At 68.4% G+C, this 23324-nt stretch carries 19 protein-coding genes and 1 tRNA gene; 8 read left to right on the top strand and 12 right to left on the bottom strand.

From position 1 onward, the window contains the following. Positions 1 to 1155, bottom strand: a 1155-nt coding sequence (locus ON38_RS06500; protein ID WP_039823181.1) for an MFS transporter, incomplete at its 3' end; no start/stop codon positions are given. Between the two features lie 177 nt (positions 1156 to 1332). Beyond that, a tRNA-Lys gene (locus tag ON38_RS06495) sits at positions 1333 to 1405 on the bottom strand. A gap of 304 nt (positions 1406 to 1709) precedes the next feature. On the opposite strand from ON38_RS06495, the gene ON38_RS06490 reads away from it, so the two are divergent. Then, positions 1710 to 2915: a L,D-transpeptidase gene (locus ON38_RS06490; RefSeq protein ID WP_039823180.1), complete on the top strand. Its 1206-nt coding sequence runs from the start codon at positions 1710 to 1712 to the stop codon at positions 2913 to 2915. Positions 2916 to 2973: 58 nt separating this feature from the next. Here ON38_RS06490 and ON38_RS06485 read toward each other — a convergent pair whose 3' ends face one another. From ON38_RS06485 to ON38_RS06470, 4 genes are all read right to left on the bottom strand, one after another. Then, positions 2974 to 3960, bottom strand: a complete 987-nt coding sequence (locus ON38_RS06485) for an ABC transporter ATP-binding protein (protein WP_039823178.1) — start codon at positions 3958 to 3960, stop codon at positions 2974 to 2976. A gap of 1 nt (position 3961) precedes the next feature. Next, positions 3962 to 4810, bottom strand: coding sequence for an ABC transporter permease (locus ON38_RS06480; protein ID WP_245563938.1), 849 nt, complete (start codon positions 4808 to 4810; stop codon positions 3962 to 3964). Then, the gene (locus ON38_RS06475; protein WP_039823176.1) at positions 4803 to 5630 is read right to left on the bottom strand and encodes an ABC transporter permease; all 828 of its coding nucleotides are present in this window, start codon (positions 5628 to 5630) and stop codon (positions 4803 to 4805) included. Before ON38_RS06475 ends, ON38_RS06480 begins: the two co-directional genes overlap by 8 nt. Positions 5631 to 5711: 81 nt before the next feature. Next, positions 5712 to 7751: an NADPH-dependent 2,4-dienoyl-CoA reductase gene (locus tag ON38_RS06470; RefSeq protein ID WP_039823175.1), complete on the bottom strand. Its 2040-nt coding sequence runs from the start codon at positions 7749 to 7751 to the stop codon at positions 5712 to 5714. Between the two features lie 732 nt (positions 7752 to 8483). Here ON38_RS06470 and ON38_RS06465 point away from each other — a divergent pair. Together ON38_RS06465 and ON38_RS06460 are read left to right on the top strand one after the other, a co-directional pair. Beyond that, positions 8484 to 9122 (top strand): transglycosylase SLT domain-containing protein, encoded by a 639-nt coding sequence (locus tag ON38_RS06465; protein ID WP_039823191.1) that lies wholly within the window; start codon positions 8484 to 8486, stop codon positions 9120 to 9122. Between the two features lie 515 nt (positions 9123 to 9637). Beyond that, on the top strand, positions 9638 to 9949 hold the full coding sequence (locus tag ON38_RS06460; RefSeq protein ID WP_039823173.1) for a hypothetical protein: 312 nt from the start codon (positions 9638 to 9640) through the stop codon (positions 9947 to 9949). Between the two features lie 105 nt (positions 9950 to 10054). On the opposite strand, the gene ON38_RS06455 is transcribed toward ON38_RS06460, so the two are convergent. Further along, positions 10055 to 12175, bottom strand: a complete 2121-nt coding sequence (locus ON38_RS06455) for an acyltransferase family protein (protein WP_245563937.1) — start codon at positions 12173 to 12175, stop codon at positions 10055 to 10057. A 316-nt stretch (positions 12176 to 12491) separates the two neighbouring features. On the opposite strand from ON38_RS06455, the gene ON38_RS06450 reads away from it, so the two are divergent. Beyond that, a complete protein-coding gene (locus ON38_RS06450; RefSeq protein ID WP_039823171.1) occupies positions 12492 to 12797 on the top strand; it encodes an excalibur calcium-binding domain-containing protein in 306 nt (101 codons plus the stop codon). A 78-nt stretch (positions 12798 to 12875) separates the two neighbouring features. Here the strand turns inward: ON38_RS06450 and ON38_RS06445 are convergent, their stop codons facing one another. Beyond that, complete coding sequence (locus ON38_RS06445) at positions 12876 to 13097, bottom strand: DUF3618 domain-containing protein (protein ID WP_039823189.1); 222 nt, start codon at positions 13095 to 13097, stop codon at positions 12876 to 12878. Between the two features lie 256 nt (positions 13098 to 13353). On the opposite strand from ON38_RS06445, the gene bcp reads away from it, so the two are divergent. After that, entirely contained in the window at positions 13354 to 13827 is a 474-nt protein-coding gene (gene bcp / locus ON38_RS06440; protein WP_039823170.1) for a thioredoxin-dependent thiol peroxidase, read from the top strand. 175 nt (positions 13828 to 14002) lie between these two features. Here bcp and ON38_RS06435 read toward each other — a convergent pair whose 3' ends face one another. Continuing rightward, positions 14003 to 14806: a TetR/AcrR family transcriptional regulator gene (locus tag ON38_RS06435; RefSeq protein WP_245563936.1), complete on the bottom strand. Its 804-nt coding sequence runs from the start codon at positions 14804 to 14806 to the stop codon at positions 14003 to 14005. Positions 14807 to 15003: 197 nt separating this feature from the next. Between ON38_RS06435 and ON38_RS06430 the strand changes: the two genes are divergently transcribed. From ON38_RS06430 to ON38_RS06420, 3 genes are all read left to right on the top strand, one after another. Further along, entirely contained in the window at positions 15004 to 15954 is a 951-nt protein-coding gene (locus tag ON38_RS06430) for a daunorubicin resistance protein DrrA family ABC transporter ATP-binding protein (protein WP_039823169.1), read from the top strand. A 69-nt stretch (positions 15955 to 16023) separates the two neighbouring features. Next, a complete protein-coding gene (locus ON38_RS06425) occupies positions 16024 to 16755 on the top strand; it encodes an ABC transporter permease (protein ID WP_039823184.1) in 732 nt (243 codons plus the stop codon). 220 nt (positions 16756 to 16975) lie between these two features. Beyond that, the gene (locus tag ON38_RS06420) at positions 16976 to 17596 is read left to right on the top strand and encodes a TetR/AcrR family transcriptional regulator (protein ID WP_051164436.1); all 621 of its coding nucleotides are present in this window, start codon (positions 16976 to 16978) and stop codon (positions 17594 to 17596) included. 211 nt (positions 17597 to 17807) lie between these two features. Here the strand turns inward: ON38_RS06420 and ON38_RS06415 are convergent, their stop codons facing one another. The 3 genes from ON38_RS06415 to ON38_RS06405 all read right to left on the bottom strand — a co-directional run. Then, entirely contained in the window at positions 17808 to 18683 is an 876-nt protein-coding gene (locus ON38_RS06415; RefSeq protein WP_051164435.1) for an SDR family NAD(P)-dependent oxidoreductase, read from the bottom strand. Between the two features lie 224 nt (positions 18684 to 18907). Next, a complete protein-coding gene (gene acpS, locus ON38_RS06410) occupies positions 18908 to 19345 on the bottom strand; it encodes a holo-ACP synthase AcpS (protein ID WP_030525523.1) in 438 nt (145 codons plus the stop codon). Positions 19346 to 19356: 11 nt separating this feature from the next. After that, positions 19357 to 23324: beta-ketoacyl synthase N-terminal-like domain-containing protein (locus tag ON38_RS06405; RefSeq protein WP_039823168.1), on the bottom strand; the 3968-nt coding region annotated here is incomplete at its 5' end.

The raw sequence follows: 23324 nt of genomic DNA, 5'->3' as shown, positions 1-23324 counted from the left end.
GGTCGTGGTGTAGAGACCGAACAGCTGCCCCTCCCGCCCGGGCGGAGTGAGCCGGGTGAGGAAGGACCGCGCCGACGCCTGCGCCGGGCCGACGAACAGTGTCAGTGCCAGGCCGAAGATCCAGAACATCACGGCGCCCGACACCACCAGCAGCACCGCACCGCACACCACCGCGGACAGCAGCGACACCGCGATCACCCGTTTCGGCCCGACCGTATCGTCGAACCGGCCGGCCACAATCGCTCCGAGCGCCGCGACGACATTGGCCGCGATACCGAAGAGCAGCACATCGGACTCACTGATCCCGTACACCTGCACGGCCAGCACCGCGCCGAACGCGAAGACACCGGCCAGGCCGTCCCGGAAGATCGCGCTGGCCAGCAGGAACCAGATGACGGTGCGATCGAGCGCCCAGAGTTCTTTCAGGTCGCGCCACAGCACCCGGTAGGAGCCGAGCAGTCCCGCGCTCGCCGCACCGGGATCGGCCCGGGTGCGCGGCACCTCCGGCACCGCGAACAGCACCGGCAGCGCGAACACCCCGAACCAGACGGCGGCGAGCAGGACGACCAGCCGGATGTTCAGCCCGCCCTCGGTGCTCACCCCGAGCAGCCCCCGCTGCGGGCCGTCGCCGGCGATGAACCCGAAATAGCAGATCAGCAGTAGGAAGATGCCCCCGAAGTAGCCCATGGCCCAGCCGAATCCGGACACCCGGCCCAGCGTCGCGGGGGTGGACACCTGACGCAGCATCGCGTTGTAGGGCACCGTCGAGAGCTCGAGGAACACCGACCCCAGGGCGAGCAGCACCAGCCCGAGCCACAGATAGGAGTACTGGTCCCGGACGAAGAACATCGCCGCCGTCAGTACCACGACGACAGCGGTCATGATCCCGAGCGAACGTTTACGGTTCGCGGTCGCGTCGAAACGCTGTCCGGTGACCGGCGCGGTCAGCGCGACGACCAGTCCGGCGAGTCCGAGCGCCCACCCCAGCCAGGCACTGGCGGAGATATCGCCCGGCAGATCCTCGCCGACGCTGTCGGTGAGGTACACCGCGAAGACGAAGGTGGTGATCACGGCGTTGAACGCGGCCGACCCCCAGTCCCACAGCCCCCACGCGACCACCTGCCCGCGCCCCACCCCCGCGTCCGCCTCGCTCATACCGCGCACCCTAATGGATCCGCGGCGCACCGGCGGGGCTACCGCCGACGGTCCGGTGACCGGGCCGGAGCCACGGTCGAAATACGGCGAGATAGCGGGTTGATCACGTCTGGGTCCGTCGAATGTACGGGTGCTGAGCGCAAACCCTATAGTCGGAGAATGTCTTTCGACTCGAAGTGCGCCATCAGGGACTCGAACCCCGAACCCGCTGATTAAGAGTCAGCTGCTCTGCCAATTGAGCTAATGGCGCGTGCTCCGCTGTGCGGTGCGGGACAGACATTAACAGGCTCGGGCCGCAGAAGTGAAATCGATATCCCGTCGGGCGGGTGTGAGCCGGCCGACACCGTAACGATCGGTGCCCGGAACCCTATGTGTAGGTGGGCCGGTGGCGCCGGAAGTGATCGTGGCGGTTGGGATCACCTCGGCGCGGCTGGCAGAATGATGTACGTGGTCTCGACCGATCCCGCTGCCGTGGGTCGAGGTGAGCAGGTGATCGGTCGGATCCGAAGCCGTCGGCGCGTAGCGGGTGCGCCGAGACTTGAAACGGGGTTGATATGCATATTCGTGATCGGCGCAGGCCGGTCCGCTGGCTCTTCGGACCGCTGGTGCTCGTCGCGCTGGTCGTACTGGCGCTGACCGGTTGTTCCTCGTCGGAGGCGTCGGACGGAACCGTCGCCATCGACCGCAACCCCCTCACGGAGCTCATCAAGCCCAAGCTCGTGGCCCCGGTCAAGGACGGGGACATCGGGGTCTCGCCGGCCGCAGGCATGAAGTTCGAGATCACCGACGGCCTGTTCACCGATGTGGCCCTGCTCAACCCCGATGACCAGCCGGTGGCCGGGCAGCTGGCACCCGACGGCCGCAGCTGGTCCACCACCGAGCCCCTCGGATACAGCAAGACCTACCGCCTGCAGGCCCGGGCCAACGGCCTGGGCGGCGCGTCGACCGCCGGTATGAGTTTCACCACAACCGCGCCCGGCAATGTCACCAAGCCGTACCTGGTGCCCGGTGAGGGCGAGGTGGTCGGTATCGGCCAGCCGGTGGCGGTCCAGTTCGACGAGAACATCCCCGACCGCAAGGCCGCCCAGAACGCCATCACCATCAAGACCGATCCGCCGGTGGAGGGCGCCTTCTACTGGGTGAACAATCGTGAGGTCCGGTGGCGGCCCGAGCATTTCTGGACCCCCGGCACCAAGGTGACGATCGACGTGAACGTCTACGGCAAGGACCTGGGCAACGGGCTCTACGGCCAGGACGACATCCACTCGAACTTCGTCATCGGCGACGCGGTGGTCTTCAAGGCCGACGACAATACGAAGATGGTCACCGTCGAGAAGAACGGCCAGGTCATCCGCACCATGCCGACCTCGATGGGCAAGGACGACACGCCCACCAACAACGGGGTGTACATCCTGGCGGACCGGCACGAGCACATCGTCATGGACTCCTCCACCTACGGCGTCGCGGTGAACTCGCCCGCCGGATACCGCACCGATGTCGACTGGGCCACCCGGATGTCCTACAGCGGGATCTTCTTCCACTCGGCGCCGTGGTCGCTGGGCGCGCAGGGCAATACCAACACCAGCCATGGGTGCCTCAACCTCAGTCCCGAGGACGCCCAGTGGGTCTACAACACCGCCAAGCGCGGTGATATCGCCATCGTGACGAATACGGTGGGCCCGGTCCTGCCCGGCACGGACGGGCTGGGTGATTGGAACATTCCGTGGCCGGAATGGAAAGCGGGCAACGCCGAGATGTGACGCTCCTCCGTCCGGTAGCCGGTGCCGGGTCCCCGCCGGGGGCCCGGCACCACGCTTTTCAGCGGGCGGTTTCGTAGAGCCGCCGCACGATGTCCTCGATATCGGGTTCCTCGATCGAGAGGTCGCGCACCTCGGCCCGGGCCGACACCTCGGCCAGCAACTGCGCGGCGGTGGTCGTCTCGGCGTCGAAGGCCAGCCGTTGCCGCATACCCTCCGCCTCCACCGAGACCAGTTCCGCACCCGCGAGACCGTCGAGGGCCGGCCCGGGGACGGCGAGGTCGACGACCAGTACCCGCTGCGCACCCACCGTCGCGCCCAGGCCGGGCAGCGATCCGTCGTAGGCCAAACGCCCGTGATCGACCACCAGTACCCGGTCGCAGAGTCGTTCGATATCGCCCATATCGTGGGTCGTCAACATGAGGGTTGTGCCGCGTTCGGCGCGTTCGGTCCGCAGGAATTCGCGCAGGCGCTGCTTGGAGAGCACATCCAACCCGATGGTGGGCTCATCCAGGATGATCAACTCCGGACTGTGCAGCAGTGCCGCGGCGACCTCGGCGCGCATCCGCTGTCCCAGCGACAACTGCCGGACCGGCGTATCGAGCGTATCTGCCATCTCCAGCTGTTCGACCAGCTCCGCGGTGCGCGCTCGCCCGGCCGCGGGTTCGAGCCGGTGGATCGCGGCCAGGATCGTGAACGATTCTGCCAGCGGCAGATCCCACCACAACTGGGAGCGCTGCCCGAATACGACACCGATCCGGCTCGCCAGCTCGCGGCGTTGCCGGATGGGTTCCAGACCGCAGGTGCGCACCGACCCGCAGGTCGGTACCAGGATGCCGGTGAGCATTTTGATCGTGGTCGACTTCCCGGCGCCGTTGGCGCCGATATAGCCGACCGCCGCGCCCCGCTCGACCCGGAAGGTCATGGCGTCCACCGCGGTGACCACCTCGCGCCGCGACCGCAGTCCCTTTCCGGTCCGGCGAGTGAAGCACCTGGTCAGCTCGTCGGCCTCGATGATCGAATCGCCCGTTGTGCCGTCGTATCCCATCTCAGCCACCGCCGCTCTGATAGTGCCTCGTACCGATCCGCCACATCACCCAGGCCAGCACCCACGCCCACGCCGCCGCGAGCGGCGCGCACCAGGCGAACCAGGACGGCAGCCCGGCGGGGCCGGGTAGATCCAGTAACGCCAGCGTCGGAAGGTAGGCGGTGAACGCCACCGGTATCGCGACGCAGAACAGCAGCTTCAACGGTGTGGGGAAGATCGACGCGGGTTGGGTGGCCGCGAAGGATCCGCCATAGGTGAAGCTGTTGGTCATCTCCGCTCCGTCGATGAGGAAGAACTGACAGCCCGCGGCCATTACGAACAGCCCGCCGAACAGGACGGTGCCGCTCACCACCGTCAGCGCGATCAGCGCCACCGACCCGGCCGACCAATCGATGTCGTTGCGCACCAGCCCGACGGTCAGCACCACCAGCGCGACCGTGGCCCGGGCCAGGCGGCGCAAGGAGAAATCGCTGGTGATCAGTTGCAGCAGCACCGGCTGCGGGCGCAGATGGTAGATGTCGAGCAGGCCGAGCCGGATGAGGTTCGGCAGTTTGTCCAGATGCCCGAACACCAGCTGGGCCAGCGCGAAGGCCAGGTTGCTCAGACCGAACAGCAGCAGCGCCGCGTCCAGGTCCAAGCCGCCCAGCACCTTCGCCTGGTGGAAGATCACCCACACCTCAGCGAATTCGGCCAGCCCGACCATGGTCGCGCCGGCCATATCACTGGCGAAGGACAGCCGGTAGGTGCGCTGGGCCCGGATCCGTGACCGCAGCACCGCCGCGTAAGGAGCGAATCGGTCGCCGACGGGAACCCGCCGGTTCTCCCGGGGAAGCACGGCGGTCTCAACCACCCTGCACCTCCAGTTTCCGCCGCCCCGCGGCCAGCAGGACACGGCCCAGCGCCAGCACGACCAGCAGCCAGCAGACCTGCGTACCCACCAGCTGCGCCGCGTCCCAGCCCGCGACCCGGCCGGAGAGCACATCCACCGGCACCTGCAGCATCGACGGGAACGGCGTGCACTCGGCGATACTCCGCAGCCAGTCCGGGAAGACGTGCACCGGGACGAACAGTCCGGCGAGGAACGGGCCGCCGACCTGGTACAGCGTCCGCAGCCCCCGGGTCTCCACCACCCAGAACCCCGCGGTGGTGAGCACGAACAGGGACAGGAAGGAGATGGCCGCGGCCAGCACGACGCTGAGCAGCCCGAGTAGATAGGACTCGGGCGTGCTGGGGAACACCAGTCCGAAGGTGAGCGCGCCGACCAGCAGGCTCGGTATCCCGCGCGGGATCAACGTACACAGCGCACGGCCGAGATCGGCGGCGAGATTACCCAGCTGCACATCCACCGGCCGCAGGAAATCGATCGCGATATCACCGTTGCGGATCCGTTCGGCCAGTTCCAGTTCGGCGGCCATGAACTGCAGCGCACCGAGCAGCCCCTGGGAGATCCAGACGTAGGCACCGATACTGCCCGCGTCGTACCCGCCGAAACCACCGGTGGCGTCGATGGCGGCGATCATCACCGAGGCGCGGACGAATCCGAACACACAGTTGGTGAACAGCCCACCGAACATGGCCAGCTTGTACCGCCATTGCCGACGGAATCCGGCCACCAGGAGCCGCCAGTAGACCCCGGCTGTGCCCCGGAGCTCGACCGCACTGGCCGACACGGCACCCCCTGCTTCGCGTGGACACAAAGCCGCCACCTTACCGCGCGGCTCCGGCGCGGAAAAGCGATTATCGAGCGGGCCTCACAACCGCGCGGCCAGCCGCGTGCCCTGTTCGATCGCCCGCTTGGCGTCGAGTTCGGCGGCCAGTTCCGCGCCACCGATCAGATGGGTCGGCACGCCCGCGGTGGTGAGTTCCGATTCGAGCTCGCGTACGGATTCCTGTCCGGCACAGACGATCACATTGTCGACCGGGATCACCCGGGGCCGCTCGCGCCGCGGACCGAAACTGATGTGCAGCCCCGCGTCGTCGATCCGCTCGTAGTTCACCCCGCCGATCTGCTCGACCCCTTTGGCCTTCAGCGCCGCCCGATGCACCCAACCGCTCGTCTTGCCCAGCCCCTTTCCGAAGGTCGTGTCCTTGCGCTGCAACAGGACGACCTCGCGGGCCGCGGGCGCCGGGCGGGCCGCACGCAACTGCCCGCGCACCTGTTCGTCGTCGGTGTCGACGCCCCACTCCTCGCGCCACTCGTCCGGTTTCAGCGTCGGATGCCCGTCCACGACCAGGTATTCGCTCACATCGAAACCGATTCCGCCGGCCCCGATCACCGCGACCCGTTTGCCCACCGGTCTGCCGTCGCGCACCAGCTCCGCGTACGAGAGCACCATCGGATGGTCGATACCCGGGATATCCGGGATGCGCGGCCGGACCCCGGTCGCCAGCACGACCTCGTCGTAGCGCCGGTCGATCAGTTCGGCCGCGGTGATCCGGGTGTTCAGGTGCACCTGCACACCGGTGAGGTCCAATTTGCGGGTGAAATAACGGATGGACTCGTCGAACTCCTCTTTGCCCGGGATCCGGCGTGCGATATCGAATTGGCCGCCGATCCGGTCGAGAGCCTCGAACAGGTCCACCCGGTGGCCACGCTCGGCCAGATTCACCGCCGCCGAGAGCCCGGCCGGCCCGGCCCCGACCACCGCGATGCTCTTCGCGCGGCGGGTCGGTAGCAGGGTGAGCTCGGTTTCCCGGCCGGCCCGCGGGTTCAGCAGGCACGAGACCGTACGGTGCTGGAAGGCGTGATCGAGGCATGCCTGGTTACACGCGATACAGGTATTGATCTCGTCGGTCCGGCCGGTGGCGGCCTTGTCGGCCCATTCCGGGTCGGCCAGCAATGGCCTGGCCATGGAGATGAGCTGGGCATCGCCCCGGGTCAGGATCTCCTCGGCGATCTCGGGCATATTGATACGGTTCGAGGCGCACACCGGGATACCCACCGTCGCGGTGATCTTCGCGGTGAACTCGACGAAGGCCGCACGCGGCACCGAGGTCACGATCGTGGGCACTCGCGCCTCGTGCCAGCCGATATCGGTATTGAGAATATCGACGCCCGCACGCTCCAATTCGCGGGCGAGCATGAGTATCTCTTCGAAAGTCTGACCGTTCTCCACCAATTCCGCCATCGACAAACGGAATACGATCAGGAAATCGGCGCCCACCGCGGCCCGGGTGCGCCGGACGATTTCCACCGCGAGCCGCCGGCGATTCTCGGCGGAGCCACCCCAGCGATCGGTTCGCTTGTTCGTCCGCGGGGCGAGGAATTGATTGATGAAATAACCCTCCCCGCCCATGATTTCGACTCCGTCGTATCCCGCGAAACGGGCCAGTTCGGCACACCGGACGTAATCGTCGATGGTCCGCCGAATTCCACGCTCGGAGAGAGCCCGGGGACGGAACGGATTGATCGGCGCCTTGATCGAGGAGGCGGATACGCTACCGGGAACATAGGCGTAGCGCCCGGCGTGCAGGATCTGCAGAGCGATCTTGCCGCCGGCCTCGTGCACCGCGCGCGTGATCGCGCGATGGCGGTAGGCCTCGGTCCGGTTCGTCAGTTTCGCACCGAACGGCAGCAACCATCCGGTGCGATTGGGGGCGTAACCACCGGTGATGATCAGGCCGACCCCACCGCGGGCGCGTTCGGCGAAGTAGGCGGCCAGCCGGTTCGTATCCCAGGCCCGATCCTCCAGGCCGGTGTGCATGGAGCCCATGACCACCCTGTTGCGCAGTGTGGTGCGCCCGACTTCGAGCGGGGTGAACAGCTGCGGATAACTCGGCGTCGAGTACATCGCGGGCCCTCTTTCCGATATCGGTCCGGCCCGGCGGCGACCCGGCCGCCGGGCTACAGGACCTCATCACACCATTTCGCCACGCCGCCGTTCCACCCCCGCAGCGCCTCGTCACCGGAAAGCCCGTGCCGACCGGGCTCACCGCACCCTTGCGGCAACCCTGTCACCACCCCGTTTTTCCATCACGGAACCATCACGAGCACCTGAATCCACCGTTACCGATCAGAAATTTTGTGTCCTGCACCACAAGAGGTTTAGAACCATTCCCCCAGGTCGACGCGATGATGGAACGCGTTCATTTCCGCCTTCAAGATCGCACTTACGAATTTCTCAGGCTCCGTTAACCTGCTGTTCACCTACTGTGACCATTCTGAGATCCGGTCATGAACGACCTGAAGTTCGGCTAGTCCGCGATGTTGTGGACACAGGGTTGGAAACAACCGCGAAAACTCGCCGGCGCGACAACCACAAACGGTATCGCGATAGTCGAACTCGAGTCCACTCGGCTTCACCACAGTGTGGAGTTCCTGCGGGCGCGGCGGACCGGGAAACCACCCGGTAACCGCGATATGCGCCATCCGGACCCGGACCAGCCTGCGTTCGGTGTCACACAAAAGAACCCGACAACAGCACAGTCATGTTTTCCGGTAGCGGGCCACCGGCCTGCACCGAAGATCCGTGCTGCCCGAACCGGGCCGGATCCCGAGACCGAACAAGGAACCGAATCCGATCATGCCTTCCCACAGTTTCTCCAGCCTGCGCCGTCGTACCAAGCGTGAAGTCTTCGGCTTCGCCCTCGCCACGGCAGGCATCGTCGCCGTCACCGCTTCCTCCGCGGTCTCCATGGCCGACGACAGCTCCCCCAGCCGGGTCGCCATGGTCGCCGAGCAGGCGCCCGCCCCGGTGACCACCGAAGCGACCGCTATCGCCGCGCCCGCCGCCCAGGCCGAGATCATCCCGGCGCCGGCGCCCGCCCCCGAAGCACTGGCCGCTCCGGCCCCGGCCCCCGCCCCCGAAGCGGCGCCCGCGCCGGCGCCTGCCCCCGTCTACCCCAACAACCTGGACGGCTGGATCCAGGAAGCCATGGACATCATGGCCGCGAACGGCATCCCCGGCAGCTTCGAGGGCATCAAGCGCAACATCCTGCGTGAATCCTCGGGCGACCCGGGTGCCATCAACCTGTGGGACTCCAACGCCATGATGGGCATCCCTTCCAAGGGCCTGCTCCAGGTGATCGATCCCACCTTCGCCGCGTACCACGTACCCGGCACCCCGTTCGACGTGTGGAACCCGGTTTCCAACATCGCCGCGGCCTGCAACTACGCCGCCCACCGGTACGGCTCGATGGACAACGTCAACAGCGCGTACTGAGTTGTCTGCCCCGCCTCCGGCGGGGCGGGCCGGGGCCCTGTGACCCCGGTTCTTCACTCCGCCACTCAGTCGCTGCGCTCCTTCGCTCTGTCGCTCCAGAACCGGGGGCGGGCCCCGGCCATGGAGGTAGACCGTCCGGAGGAGGCAGAAGCGGTCAGCGGAGGCGGGTCCGGTACGTGACCCCGCGAAAATTTCATGATCGGCGGGGTGGCGCAACGGAGCGCCGGCCGCGGCGGATCCGCGGATGACGAGACCACGGTGAGGGTCTCGGACATCCCGGCCCGGGACAATGTCGTCCCGCGCAATGCCCGCAGCCCCCGCAGATCGTCCGCGCCGCGCAACGACGCACGGTCGCGGCGGCCCGCCCCATCGGCGGGAAACCACAACGACGTGGGAGCGCGATGCCGTCCGATCCGGGCGGCATCGCGCATTTTCCGTCTCGGGCCACGAGTCCGGGGGCACAGGCCGAAACCGTTGGCCCGATAGCGGATTCGAGGGATCTTCTACACTTGCTCATGGCCGATTACGCGCATTCCCCGGCCGCGGAGGCCGGGCGGGCCGCCAAAGCGCGGCAGCTGGCCGGTTACCTGTGGGACCGGGATATCTCGGGCTCCGAACTGCTCGGCATCTCCGCCACGGTGCGGCGCAAGCTCGCCCGAGCGGCGGGCGTCAACCCACCCGGGACCGAGGAGACCTGGCATTCGGTGGCGCGCCTGCTGGACGAGAAAGCCGAGTGGGCGGCGCGGCACCCCGGCCATCCGGCGGCCGCACGGCACCATACCGACGAGAAACTGCTCTGGGTGAAGCCGCCGGTCGCCCCCTGGTGACAACGGCCGCGCACCCCCGTCGACGCCGCGGCCCACGTAACCGCGCGGGTCACGTGGGCCGCGTGCCGGGCGGGCCGGTGGGAGCAGTGCACCGGTGCCCGGGTCTCACCACCAGCCGGTGGCCACCCCGATCTGACGCTCCAATTCGGGAGCCAGGGTCCGGGCATAACTCGCGCTGAGATGGTGCTCGTCGTGGTAGACGAGCACATTCCCCTCGACCACCCGGCAGATCTCGGGTCCGCACACCGAATCGGTGAGGTCGAGCAGCCGCATGTTCGGGAACGCCGCGGCATGCACCAGCGCCGGGTTCACCGGCGCCAGCGCCGTCGCACGCTGCATACCGCAGGTGGCGCTGTCCCCACCGGCCGCCAGGCAGTCCACGGCGCTGTAGCGGACACCGGTCGGGCTGCGCAGCCACGGGGTGTCGCGAATGGCGAGCACGTTCAGGTTGCGTTCGGCCAGCGCCGCCCACACGTCCAGGTACTCGGCCGGGACCACATCGCCGCCGCTGGGCCAGATGGGCGCGGTAGCGGTGGTGAACACCCAGTCCGGCGGGTCGGACGCGAGCAGATCGATCACCTGCCGGGACCAGTCACGGCAGTCGGAGATGTCCAGGCCGCGGTACTGGGCGTCGTCGCGGATGTTCAGCGAACAACCCATCTTCAGATAGACGACGACCTTGATGTCGTGCACCTGGGCCAACGCGTCCATGGCGGGCATCCAGTGCTCGGCATGGGAATTACCCACCATGGCGATGGTGCGCGACCCGTTCGGGTCACCGTAGGTGCAGGTCACGACCTCTTTGTTGAACCAGTCGGAGATACAGCCGTCGCGCGTGGGGGCCGGCAGATCGTTGGAGGCCTCCAGAATGGACGGACGTAGTTTCGCCACCGGCACCGCCGCCCCGGCGAACAGCGCCTCCGCACCCGGGTACTCGTTCACCGGGAGCGCTTCCACCGGCTCGGAGGGCGTGCGGGCCATCACCACCTGCCAGGAGATACAGGATCCGAGGACGAGCGCGCCCACCAGGCTCACCGCCACGGCCGGGATCCGGCGCTGCCAGACCGGGGTCACCGTGGTCCGCCCGGAACGCAGCCGCAGCGGCTCCTCGACGAATTTGTTGGTCAGCACCGCCAGCACCAGTGATACCGCGATGACCAGCAGGCCACCACTGAAACCCGCGTGCGGCTTCCCGGTCTGCACCAGGTAGTAGATGAGCAGCGGCCAGTGCCACAGGTACAGCGAATAGGCGATCGAACCCAGCTCGACCATCGGGCGGGAGGCGAGCAGCCGCGAGACGACCGATCGCCAGCCGCTCTCGGTGCGGATACCGGCGACGATAAGCGCCACCGCCGCCCCCACCGGGAACAGTGCGGCCGGCCCGGGGAACTGGCGGGCGCCGTCGAAGAGCACCCCGCACACCAGGACCGCCGTGAGTCCGGCGCCGGCCACGAGCGTCAGCAGGACGCGCGCGGCCCGGCCGCCGACGATCCGCACCCAGGGCAGCACGGCGGCCAGCAGCGCACCGGTCAGCAGCTCCCAGGCGCGGGCGGCGCTGTCGTAATAGGTCCATTCCTGGGACACGGTCATCCATACGGCGGCATAGACGAAGGAGCCGGTGCCCAGGACCAGTGCCAGTACCGCGATGGCCGGGCGCACCGCCGAGGCGCGGCCCAGGCGTACGCACACCCAGCCGATCACCGCCAGCAGTACCGCGATGGCGAGATAGAACTGGCCCTGTACCGCCATAGACCACATATGCTGCAGCGGGCTCACCGAGGGGTCCGCGGCCAGATAGCTCTCGGAGGCCTGGGCCAGATACCAGTTCTGGTAGTAGAAGGCCGTGGCGATGGTCTGACCGGACATATTGCCCCAGGTCGAATACGGCCGGTACAGCACGGTGACGATCGCCACCAGCGCCAGCACCACCATCAGGGCGGGCAGCAACCGGCGCGCGGTACGCACCGCCGTCTGCCGCAGTCCCACAGCACCGGTCCGTTCCACCTGACGCAGCAGCATGCCGGTGTAGAAGAAGCCCGAGAGGACCAGGAAGATATCGACTCCGCCGGAGACCTTGCCGAACCACACATGGAACGCGACGACCAGCGCGATCGCTATCCCGCGCAGGCCGTCCAGATCCAGCCGGTAATCGGCCGGGCGGGCCGCGGCCGCGGGAGGTGGCGCCGACGGGCCACCGGTGACATCGTTGTCCTTGATTCGCAACAACTGCTTTCCCCGACCTATCGCTTTCTCCGGCCGACCCGGGACGAGTCGAGTAACAGCAGCGGAGTACGAGCCTCGGACATAGCAGCATCCCTATCACAATGTGTTGTCTACGGCGAAACGTCCCCGTACGCGCGGAGAACTTCGCCACTGCGGCGCGGTACGCCACGGCATCCGGGGAGTACCCAACCCGGCGTCCGATTTCCCCTGTCTTATCCAGGCCATACGAGTTGACAATCGACTCGGCCCTCACAACAGTGGAAGCCGCGCGTTCTCGTCGAACGCAGATCCACACTCCCCAGCAGACATAGAGGAATTCATGAACGTACGCCAGCTCTATGTCAGCGCCGCCGCCGCGGGGCTGACTCTTCTGGCCGCTCCCGCCGCGAGCGCCGCCGGCCCGATCGGACTGCCCTCCCTGGCAGGCACCGGTTCCTCCGCGGCCGACGCCGTGCTGGGCGCGACCGGCTCGGCCCAGCTGACGCAGACCGGTTCGGCCGGCGGTGCCTTCAAGAACTGTGACGAAGCACGCGCCGCGGGCCGGGCGCCGATCTTCCGCGGTGAGCCCGGTTTCGCTCCCCATCTCGATCCGGACGGCGACGGGTTCGCTTGCCCGACCGTCTGATCCACGGTTACTGCGCACGAACACCCGGTGACAGAGCTACTGTCACCGGGTGTTCTGCGTCCGGGGCCGGTACCCGGGTCAGCGCAGGATCTTGAACAGCAGCGCACCCGCCACCAGTGCACCGATACCGATGAGGGTGTATTTCACCTTCGGCTCGTTCACCTTCGCCAGCGCCAACTGCTTGGTCCCCTCCGCGATCCGCTGCGGATCGGCCCGCACGGCGATCTCGTCGAGAGTGCTGGCCAACCGCTCCCGCGCGGCCTCGATCTCCTGCTCGATCCGCTCGGTATCCTTTGCCACCTTCACGCCTCCTGTAACTGGTCTGCCGCGCTCGTAGGCGGCCATATTCCACCCCTGGGCCGCTGTCGTCCGCGGATCGGCCGGGGCCCGCGCTCGAGTGTATCCGCGTGCACCACACTCGCCGGGTGTTCAGCCCGCCCGCGATCCGCCCGGTGCGCGGCGTCCGGGCACCACACCGCGGGAGCGGCGGATACCCAGCGCGGCGCCGTGACGTGTACCCGGCCGGGGACCCGGCGGGTCGATTACGGTAGCGAGGGTGACCGACAACCAGCGACTCTCTCCCGGCGATCCGGCACCCGATTTCACCCTTCCCGACGCCGACGGCAACGAGGTATCGCTCGCCGACTACCGCGGCCGCAAGGTCGTGGTGTATTTCTACCCCGCCGCGAGCACCCCCGGCTGCACGAAACAGGCCTGCGACTTCCGGGACAACCTGGGCGAACTGAACTCCGCCGGCCTCGACGTGATCGGCATCTCCCCCGATAAACCGGCCAAGCTCGCCAAGTTCCGGGACGCCGAACAGCTGAACTTCCCGCTGCTGTCCGACCCCGACCGCACGGTGCTCACCGCGTGGGGCGCCTTCGGCGAAAAGACCATGTACGGCAAGACGGTGACCGGCGTCATCCGCTCGACCTTCCTCGTCGACGCCGAGGGCAAGATCGAGGTCGCGCAGTACAACGTGCGCGCCACCGGGCACGTCGCCAAACTCCGCCGCGATCTCTCGGTCTGACACGCGGAAAGTCCGTCGTCATCCGGACGTGGTGTCCCGGTCGTATCACTCAGGGTGAAGGCCGGGTCCACTCGGTGCGCCGAGCGGACCCGGCCCGGGAAATTCCTGTCTTCTCCGGGGGAAACCGTCGTGGTTATCTGCTCTCGGCCGCGTGCGGCGGCGCCTGCCCGGGTGGTCATTCGTAGGAGGCGATCAACCGCTCGTAGCCGTCGAGCAATAGGCCCAGCCCGGTATCGAAGAACAGTGTCGCCCACTGCTGATCGTCCTGTTCGAAGGCCTGGGCGCGTACGGCCGCGGTGAGGGCGGGGAACCGGGCGGGGTCCAGCCGGTCGATGATCCCCCAATCACCTTCGGACCCTTCTTCGTCCGCTTTGATCTCCTCGGCCAGCCGGGCCCGGCCGATTATGTAGAGCGACAGGTTCATCACCAGCTGCAGTTTCAGCGCCTCGGGTATCCGGGTCTGCCCCAGTGCGGCCAGACCGGTCTCCAGCCACGCCATATTGTTGGGCCCCAGCGGTGGCGCACTCATCCGCACGTGCAGCCAGCCGGTGTGCCGGCTGATGACCCGGTATTCCGCCCGCGCCCACAGCTCCAGCGCCTCGCGCCACGGCGTACCCGGCGGAATCTCCGGCGGCATGCCGACCACCCGGTCCAGCGCGATCTCCAGCAGTGTCGCCTTGCTGTCCACGTAGCGGTACAGCGACATCGCCGTAAAGCCCAGCCGCTCGGCGACCTTGTTCATCGAAAGGGCTTCGAATCCTTCTTCGTCGGCGAGTTCGATGGCGGTGTCGACGATCTGTTCCAGGCTCAGTCCCCGCCGGGGCCCGCGGGTACCGGCCGGTTCCAGCCCCCACATCAGCGCGACGGCTTTGGACAGCGGCGGGCTGCCCGGACCCGCGGCCCACGGCCCGGTGTCTTTCTCGTGTGATGTGCCCGATTCCGGGTGTGGCCCGTCCTCACCTGCGCCGACTCGCGCCATCGACTTCCTTTCGCTGCGGTCCGCGGTAGCGGGCGCCCTCACCCGCGTGCCGCCGCCGACCGGCCCGACCGGTGGCTTTGCCTACTACATCACCCGGAGCGCGCGTCTTGCGCGCCGCCTCGAACTGTGTACTCTTTAAACAGAATTTATGCCATATACAGTTTATTCGGCATACAGTTTCTCGAACGGAGTCCACCATGACCGCCCCGCCCGCCATCTCCCTCGCCGGCCTCACCAAAACCTTCGGCGACCATCACGTCCTCGCCGGCATCGATCTCGATCTCGCCCCCGGATCGGTGTTCTCGCTGCTCGGCCCCAACGGGGCCGGCAAAACCACGATGGTCCGCATCCTCGCCACCCTGACCGCGCCGGATGCCGGAACGATCCGAGTGGCCGGCCACGATGTAGTCCGCGAGCCCGATCGCGTCCGCGCGGCCATCGGAGTCACCGGCCAATACGCGGCCCTCGACAAAGTGCTCACCGGCGCCGAGAACCTGCATATGGTCGGGCACCTGCTGCACCTGGGCAGATCCGGCACCCGGCAGCGCGCCGCCGAACTACTCGAGCGCTTCGATCTCACCGACGCCGCGGACCGTCCCGCGAACACCTACTCCGGCGGTATGGGGCGGCGCCTCGATCTGGCCATGAGTCTGATGGGACGCCCGGAGGTGGTCTTCCTGGACGAGCCCACCACCGGTCTCGACCCGCGCAGCCGCCGCGAACTGTGGACGGTGATCCGGGAGCTGGTGGACGACGGCGTCACCGTTTTCCTCACCACCCAGTACCTCGAGGAAGCCGACCAGCTCGCCGACCGGATCGCGGTGCTGCACGACGGCCACATCGTCGCCGACGGCACCCCGGCCGAACTGAAACGGCTCACCCCCGGCGGCCATATCCGCTTCCGCTTCGCCGACCTCACGGATCTGACGGCCGCCGCCCGGGTCACCGGCCATCCCGACATCGATCCCGCCGAGCTGACCCTGCAGATCCCCTCGGACGGCTCGGTGGCCCACCTCAAACACCTGCTCGACCGCTTCACCGAACTCGACCTCACCGTAGCGGAACTCGGCGTGCACACGCCCGACCTCGACGATGTGTTCTTCGCCCTCACCAGCCGGCCGGCCGCCCCGCTGCCGGCCGCCTCCTGACCTTCCCGTACCGCACAGAAAGCCACCCTCGTGACCACACTCACCCACGCCGCGCAGGACGCGGCCACCATGACCGCTCGCAATATGCGCCACACACTGCGCAGCCCGGATTCGCTGATCAGCACGCTCGCGCTGCCGATCATGATCCTGCTGATGTTCGTCTACGTCTTCGGCGGCGCCATGAACGTCGGCGACAGCACCTTCGTCGACTACGTGGTCCCCGGAATCATCCTGCTGTGCGCCAGTTTCGGGGCCTCCACCACGGCGGTCGCCGTCTCGGTCGATATCACCGAGGGCATCGTGGACCGGTTCTCCACCATGGCCATCAGTCGCTCGGCATTCCTCACCGGGCACATCATCGAGAGCCTGCTGCGCAATATGGCCGCCACCACGGTCGTGATCGGCGTCGCCCTGGCCATCGGGTTCCGCCCCACCGCCGACCCGCTGCGCTGGCTCGCCGCGGCCGGGTTGCTCGCCCTGGTGGTACTGGCGCTGTCCTGGATGTCGGCCTGCTTCGGATTGATCGCCAGTAGCCCGGAGGCCGCGAACGGATTCACCATCTTCGCCATGTTCATCCCCTACATCAGCAGTGCGTTCGTCCCGACGGAGACCATGCCGAGCGGGCTGCGGGGGTTCGCCGAACACCAGCCCGTCACACCGGTCATCGAAACCCTGCGCGGGCTGCTGGTCGGCGCCCCCATCGGTAACAGCGCCCTGCTGGCGCTCGTCTGGTGGGGCGCGATCGCGACGGTGTCCTATCTCACGGCCCTGGTCCTGTTCCGCAGGCGCACCCGGAACTGATCGAATCCCGCCGATCCGGGCGGCCGGAGCAAGTGTTGCGCGGCCCGGATCGGCGGTGTCGCGGTGGTGAGACATGACAGACTCGCCGTCACAGTTCCATACTCTGCACCATGGTGTTCCCGCTACCGCTAGCCTGGGACAGGTGAACGTACGGACGGAGGCCAGGGCCAAACGGCGTCCGGACCCTGCGCTGGAGCTCCAGGACGACCCGCAAGAGCTTATGCCACGCCGGCGTCCGACCCAGGAACGCAGCAAGCGCAAATTCGACGCCCTGCTGCAGGCATCGCGCGAACTCCTGGTGGAAGTCGGTTTCGAATCGTTCACCTGCGAAGAAGTCGCAGCCCGGGCCGAAGTCCCGATCGGCACGCTCTACCAGTTCTTCGCCAACAAATATGTGATCGTCTGTGAACTGAACCGGCAGGATCTGGTGGCGGTATCGCGGGAGCTGGCCGATTTCCACGGCGAGATCCCGTCGCTGGACTGGCTGCGGCATATGAACCAATTCGTCGACCATCTGGCCAGCCTGTGGATGACCGACCCGTCCCGGCGCGAAGTGTGGCTGGCCATGCAGTCCACACCGTCCACCCGGGCCACCGGCGCCATCCACGAGAAGGAATTCGCCGAGGTCGTCTCGCAGATGCTGCGCCCGCTCACCCCGCGCACCCCGCGGGCCAGGCGCACCATGATGGCCGAGGTGCTGGTGCACGTGGTCTATTCGATGATGAACTTCTCGGTCCAGGACGAGCAGAGCCACGCCGACGCGGTCGCCGAACTCAAGCGGCTCATGGTCGCCTACCTTCTCGTCGCGGAGAAGGAATCCCGCACCGCCAGCCAGCGCTGACCCGCCGCGGCGACGGCTCCACCGGGATACGGTGGTCGGCTCATTTCCCGTAGCCGAGCATGGCCCGGCCATCCTCGGGCGGCGGTGGGCGAACCGCTTCCCCCGCTCGCAGATGCCTCGGCAACCGTCTCGGCGGGGACACCGGATCGGCACGGGAGACCGACGCAACGGTTCCGGTGCTCGTGCACGTCGGCCGGCTTCCCGAGCGAGGTCAGGGCTCGAAGACGACTCCGGTGAGTCGTTCGCTGTCGGCCCACAGTCGCGCACCGAGCCCGGAATCGTCGGCGCCTTTCGGGAGTTTCGCGAGTCCCGGCGTACCGGAGGTCTGGTCGCGTCCGGCCGGGCCGATGAACTCTCCACCGGAGATATCAGGGCTGGTGGCGGCGTAGAGCGAGGGCCAGGCGGCGCCGGCGGCGGAACCCATGAACAAGTGCGCCGCGAGCGGGGTCACCAGGCGGGTCAGCGGGCCTGTGCCGTGTCGCTGGAGGCCGGTCATCGCCGAACCAGGATGGATGACCACCGCCTCGACGGAAGTACCGGCGGTGCGCCGGGCGAGTTCGAGGGTGTAGACGATATTGGCGCGCTTGGACTTTGCGTACGCCGCCATGCCACGGTAGCGCTTCTCGCTCATCAGATCATCGAGCGTGCCGATGGGCCAGCGCGCGGCGATCGCACTGACGGTGACGACGCGAGCCGCGGCCGAGCGGCGCACCGCGGGCCAGACCTGGGCGTCGAAGGCGAAGTGGCCGAGGTGGTTGGTGCCCACGGTCATCTCGAACCCGTCGCGAGTGGTCCGGCGCGTGGGCACGTTCATCACACCGGCGTTGTTGAACAGCAGGTCGATGCTTTCGGTTTCCGCGATCCGCCGGGCCGCGCTGCGCACCGAGGCCAGATCGGACAGATCCAGGACCAAGGTGCCGGTCTCGGCCTGCGGTGCCGCGGCGCGCACTGCGTCGACCGCCTCGTCGAGCCCGGCCCGGTCGCGACCGGCGAGGACGACCCGCGCACCGTGGGCGGCCAGGACGCGGGCCGTCTCCCCGCAAACTCGGTCGCGCCGTGATCGCCGTGGCAGCAGAGGGAGCGACACATCCGCACGCCCGATGAGATCACCGTACGAGCCACACCGTGATCGAAGCCGTGAGCGGGCAGGCGAAGCACCGGGCAGGAAGGCCGTCGGCGGCACACCTCTCGGCGTGCGGACGGATCGCTTCCCGGTCGACCCGGCCCCCGAGGCCGGATCGAAGAACGTGATCCATCCGTCGACACAGCAACGACCCGGAGCAGGGTGCTCCGGGTCGTTGCGTAGCCGTATCAGTTCTCCGGTGACCGACCCTCGATCAGGTCGGCCAGTTCGCCCGGGTCCTCCAGCACCACCATCGCGGCCGCCGTGTCACCGTCGTGGGTGAGCGACAGGTGCACCCGCACCCGCGGCAGGAACTCCGCGGCCAGGCCGTGCAGTTTGATGCTCGGCCGGCCCCAGGCGTCATTGACGACCTCGATCAACGGGTACGGGTTGTCCCCGATCTGCGGGCGGCGGGCGAAGCGTGACGATGCCCAGGCCTTGAGCACCGCCTCCTTCGCCGCCCACCGCGCCGCGTAACTACGGGCCGGATCGGTGGCCTTGCTCTGGCAATAGCGCCGCTCACCGGCGGTGAAACTCTCCCTGAGCATGGTCGTTCCGGCACGGTCCAGCTGTTCGGCGAACTCGGAGATGGTCACCAGGTCCAAGCCGATTCCGAGGATGGTCACAGTGGCGCAGCCTACGCAGTACCGGCGACGTCGGCACCGCCACCGACGAATCGTCCGGTCTCGCAACCGGCTCCATCGACCTGGTAGACCCCGCCGGTACCGAGCCGCGCGTCCTCGGACAGCAGCACCTCGGCCTCGAGACCGCGGATCTTCGCCGCCGGGGTGCCGTCGCCGCCGAGGCGCCGATCGGCCGGACGCTCGTAGAGCGCCGCGCCACCGCACATCGCCTCGACGATGCGCTGCCGACCCGCCAGCAGGCGTTCCTGCGCCCGGCGCTGGTACTCCGCCCGCCGGGCCGGTTCGATCGCCTGGACGAACGCCTCCGGGTGGACGACCGCCAGCAGACCGGACACATGCCCGAAGCCGAGCGAGGTCACCAGACCCGCCTTGAGCGGGAACCGGTCACCGAAGCGCAGCGCCTCGCGCACCCAGACCAGATGCGGGTACTCGGCCATCTTGTCGTCGACGCAGTCCAGGCTCCGGTTCGGCGGCACCACACCGTTTTCCAGCACCTGGCACAGGCCGATCAGCTGGAACGCGGCCGCGCCCCCCTTGGCGTGCCCGGTGAGGCTCTTCTGCGAGACCACGAACAACGGCGCCCCGTCGGACCGGCCGATGGCCGCCGCCAGCCGCTCGTGCAGCTCGGACTCGTTCGGATCATTGGCCGCGGTGGAGGTGTCGTGCTTGGAGACCACCGCGATATCGTCCGGACCCACACCCAGCTTGCGCAGTTCGGCGGCGAACCGGGATTCGCGGCCGCCCCGGCCCGCACCGAGCGCGCCCAGGCCGGGCGCCGGGATCGAGGTGTGCACGCCATCGGCGTAGGACTGGGCGTAGGCGACCACACCGAGCACCGGCAGACCGAGTTCCAGCGCCACGTCACCGCGGGCCAGCAGCACGGTGCCGCCGCCCTGCGATTCCACGAACCCGCCGCGCCGCCGGTCGTTGGCCCGGGAGAAGTAGCGGTCGCTGATGCCCTTGGCGCTCATGGCCGCCGAATCCGCGGTGGCCGACATATCACCGAAGCCGACGATGCCCTCGATACCCAGATCGTCGAAGCCACCGGCCACGACCACCTCGGCCTTACCGAGCTTGATCTTGTCGACACCTTCCTCCACCGACACCGCGGCGGTGGCGCAGGCCGCGACCGGATGCACCATGGCTCCGTAGCTGCCGACGTAGGACTGCACGACATGCGCCAGGGCCACGTTGGGCAGCGCCTCCTGCAGGATGTCGTTGGGCCGCGGCTCGCCGAGCAGGTTGTCGACGTAGAGCGAACGCATCGACGACATACCGCCCATACCGGTGCCCTGGGTGTTGGCCACCAGGCTCGGGTGCACCCAGCTCATCAGCTCCGCCGGGCTGAACCCGGAACCGACGAACGCGTCGACGGTGCAGGCGATGTTCCACAGCGCCACCCGGTCGATCGAGGACGCCATATCCGGGGAGATACCCCAGACGGTGGGATCCCAGCCGGTCGGGATCTGGCCACCCACGGTCCGCGACAGGTTCGCCCGGCGCGGCACCCGGATCTCGGTGCCGGCCTTGCGGGTCACGGTCCAGTCGCCGGAATCCGCGACCGGGGTGATGACCGTGTGCTCGGGATCGGCGGCGTGGAAGGCGCGCGCCTCGGCTTCGCCGCCGACCGTGAACGACAGGTCCTGATCCAGGAACACCGAGGTCATCAGCGGGCTGCTGTTGTCGACCATGGCACCGTCGTCGGCGTAGCGGCGGATACCGCACCGCTCGACCACAGCGTCGTGGTACCGCTCGGCCAGTTCGTGTTCCGGTACGTAGTCTCCGGATTCGGTGTCGTACCAGCCCGGCTTCGGGTCGTTCTCCCAGGCCACCATGCCGGTGGTCCAGGCCAGCTCCAGCACACCGCCGGCCGACAGCTCGTCGGAGACCTCCATCTCGAACCGGGTCCGCGCCGAACCGTACGGGCCGAGCTCACCGGCGCCGACGATGACGACCATATCGGTGAGATCGGCTGTCACCGCTCCCCATTCGGGGACGGGCAGCGCGGAGGTGAGCGCCGGCGGCGCGGGCAGCGCGGAGATCCGCGGCGCGTCGGAGGCCGGTGCCTCGTCGGCTTCCTCGGTCTCCGCGGCTTCCTGCGCCTGCTTGGCCAGCGCCGCCAGGTCCAGCTCGGCACCGGCCAGCCCACCGGTGAGATCGACCTGCTGCGGATCGGCCGCGGCGGCCGCACGGGCCTGCTCGGTGGCCCACTTCAGCAGTTCGTCGGCGATCTCGTCGGTCGACCAGGTCTGCACGCCGGCCTGTTCGACGGCGTCCACCATCGGATCGTTGTGGCCCATGAGCCCGGTGCCCCGGACCCAGCCGATCAGCGCGTGCACCAGGGTGACCCGGGCCGCCCACGTCTTCTCGGCCCGCCACCTGGCGACCACGGCGTCGAGCGCGGCCTTGGCCTCGCCGTAGGCGCCGTCACCGCCGAAGAGGCCGCGGTTGGGCGAACCCGGCAGCACCACATGCAGTTTCGCGTCGACATCGTGATCGGCGCCCAGCGTGGACAGACCGCCGATGAGCCGCTCGACCGACCACAGCAGCACCCGCATCTCCATCTCGGCGCGGGCACCCGCGTCGGAGAGGTAACCCGAGACCCGCGGCGCCGCGAACGGCAGCAGCAGAGTGGGGGTCAGCGCGTCCTTGGTCTTGATCTTGGCGCCACCGGCATTGTCGACCTGCTCGGTACCGACCCACTCGATGAGGGCGTCGATATCGGTGTAGGAGGCCATATTCGCCGGAACCACCCACAGCGCCGCACCGTGGCGGGCGTTGGCGCGGTAGAGGTCACGGTAGAAACCGAGGCGGGTGTCGTCGAGCCGCGAGGTGGTGACCACCACGGTCGCCCCGCCACCGAGCAGCCGCCCGGCGAGCGCGGCGGCGATGGAGCCCTTGCTCGCGCCGGTGACCACCGCGACCTCGTCGGACCACACACCGGTTTCGGTGGTGTTCCGGGCCGCCTCGGCAATCCGCTCGTAGTGACCGGCCAGCACCGAACGTGCCTCGCCCACGGCCCGCTGCCGCCACCAGTCCGCCTGCGCGGCAACCGCTTCGCCGGCACCGGTGAACCCGGCGACCGGCAGCTGCGCGGTCATGGAGTCCTCGCCCAGCCACAGCCGGGCCAGATCCTCCCGCGCGGTGGCCCACCGGTCGTCGATGAGTACCGCCTTGCGGGCGTCGAACGCCGGGGCGACCAGCCGGGGCCAGTCCGAACCCAGTTCCGCCGACACCAGGTCGACGAGTCCGTCGTCGGTGGCCTCCGCCGCGGAGGTCTGTTCACTCAGGCCGAGCTGCTCGAGCACCAGCCGGGCCGCCGAAGCCAGCACACCGTCCTTGCCGGTGATCTGTTCGGTGAACTCGCCCAGGGCCGCCGCGTCCACGGTGCCGCCGCCGGACCCACCGGCTGCAGGCAGCGAGACCGCCACCCCGCGCCGCGCCGCCACCGCCTGGACGGCGGCATCGATCGCGGCGTCCACGGACGCGCCGTCGGAGAGCGAACCGGAGACCAGGCCACCCAGGTCACCGCCGCGCACGCTGGTGCCCTCGCGGGTGCCGAGCGAGACCTCGGCGGTGATGTGGCTGGCCCAGCCCTCACCGAGTTCCCAGACCTTCTTCACGCGTTCGGCGATCGCGGCCGGCCGCTTACCGGAGGGCCCGAACACCTTGCGCAGATGATCGTTGATCGCATCGCTGAGCACCGAGCCGAACGGCTTGTAGGTGCGGGCGAGGCGTTCCACGGTCGCCGACAGCGCGCCCATATCGGCGTCGGCGGCACCGTCGATCGCGCCCAGCGACAGCTCCGACCCGAGGTCGACCAGCAGCTGGTTACGGCGCGAGGACACCCCGTCGCAGAGGCCCTCGATGGTGTCGACCGGGCCGATCTGGTCGATGCGCAGCTTGGTCCACAGCGCGATCAGCACGCGGGTGGCGTCGGCGGCGGTGAAGGCGATGTCGT

It is taken from the genome of Nocardia testacea NBRC 100365, from assembly GCF_000308775.1.
GTDB classification, from domain to species: domain Bacteria; phylum Actinomycetota; class Actinomycetes; order Mycobacteriales; family Mycobacteriaceae; genus Nocardia; species Nocardia testacea.
The sequence above is the reverse complement of the archived record's forward strand: the minus strand, read 5'-3'. Positions and strand labels throughout refer to the sequence as shown.

Bases quoted from the DNA above. Each gene is read 5' to 3' on its own strand.
- ON38_RS06490 (WP_039823180.1), top strand. From the start codon at position 1,710: ATGCATATTCGTGATCGGCGCAGGCCGGTCCGCTGGCTCTTCGGACCG.
- ON38_RS06425 (WP_039823184.1), top strand. From the start codon at position 16,024: ATGACCGCTCGCAATATGCGCCACACACTGCGCAGCCCGGATTCGCTG.
- ON38_RS06420 (WP_051164436.1), top strand. From the start codon at position 16,976: ATGCCACGCCGGCGTCCGACCCAGGAACGCAGCAAGCGCAAATTCGAC.
- ON38_RS06460 (WP_039823173.1), top strand. From the start codon at position 9,638: ATGGCCGATTACGCGCATTCCCCGGCCGCGGAGGCCGGGCGGGCCGCC.
- ON38_RS06435 (WP_245563936.1), bottom strand. From the start codon at position 14,806: ATGGCGCGAGTCGGCGCAGGTGAGGACGGGCCACACCCGGAATCGGGC.
- ON38_RS06430 (WP_039823169.1), top strand. From the start codon at position 15,004: ATGACCGCCCCGCCCGCCATCTCCCTCGCCGGCCTCACCAAAACCTTC.
- ON38_RS06485 (WP_039823178.1), bottom strand. From the start codon at position 3,960: ATGGGATACGACGGCACAACGGGCGATTCGATCATCGAGGCCGACGAG.
- ON38_RS06450 (WP_039823171.1), top strand. From the start codon at position 12,492: ATGAACGTACGCCAGCTCTATGTCAGCGCCGCCGCCGCGGGGCTGACT.
- ON38_RS06465 (WP_039823191.1), top strand. From the start codon at position 8,484: ATGCCTTCCCACAGTTTCTCCAGCCTGCGCCGTCGTACCAAGCGTGAA.
- ON38_RS06470 (WP_039823175.1), bottom strand. From the start codon at position 7,751: ATGTACTCGACGCCGAGTTATCCGCAGCTGTTCACCCCGCTCGAAGTC.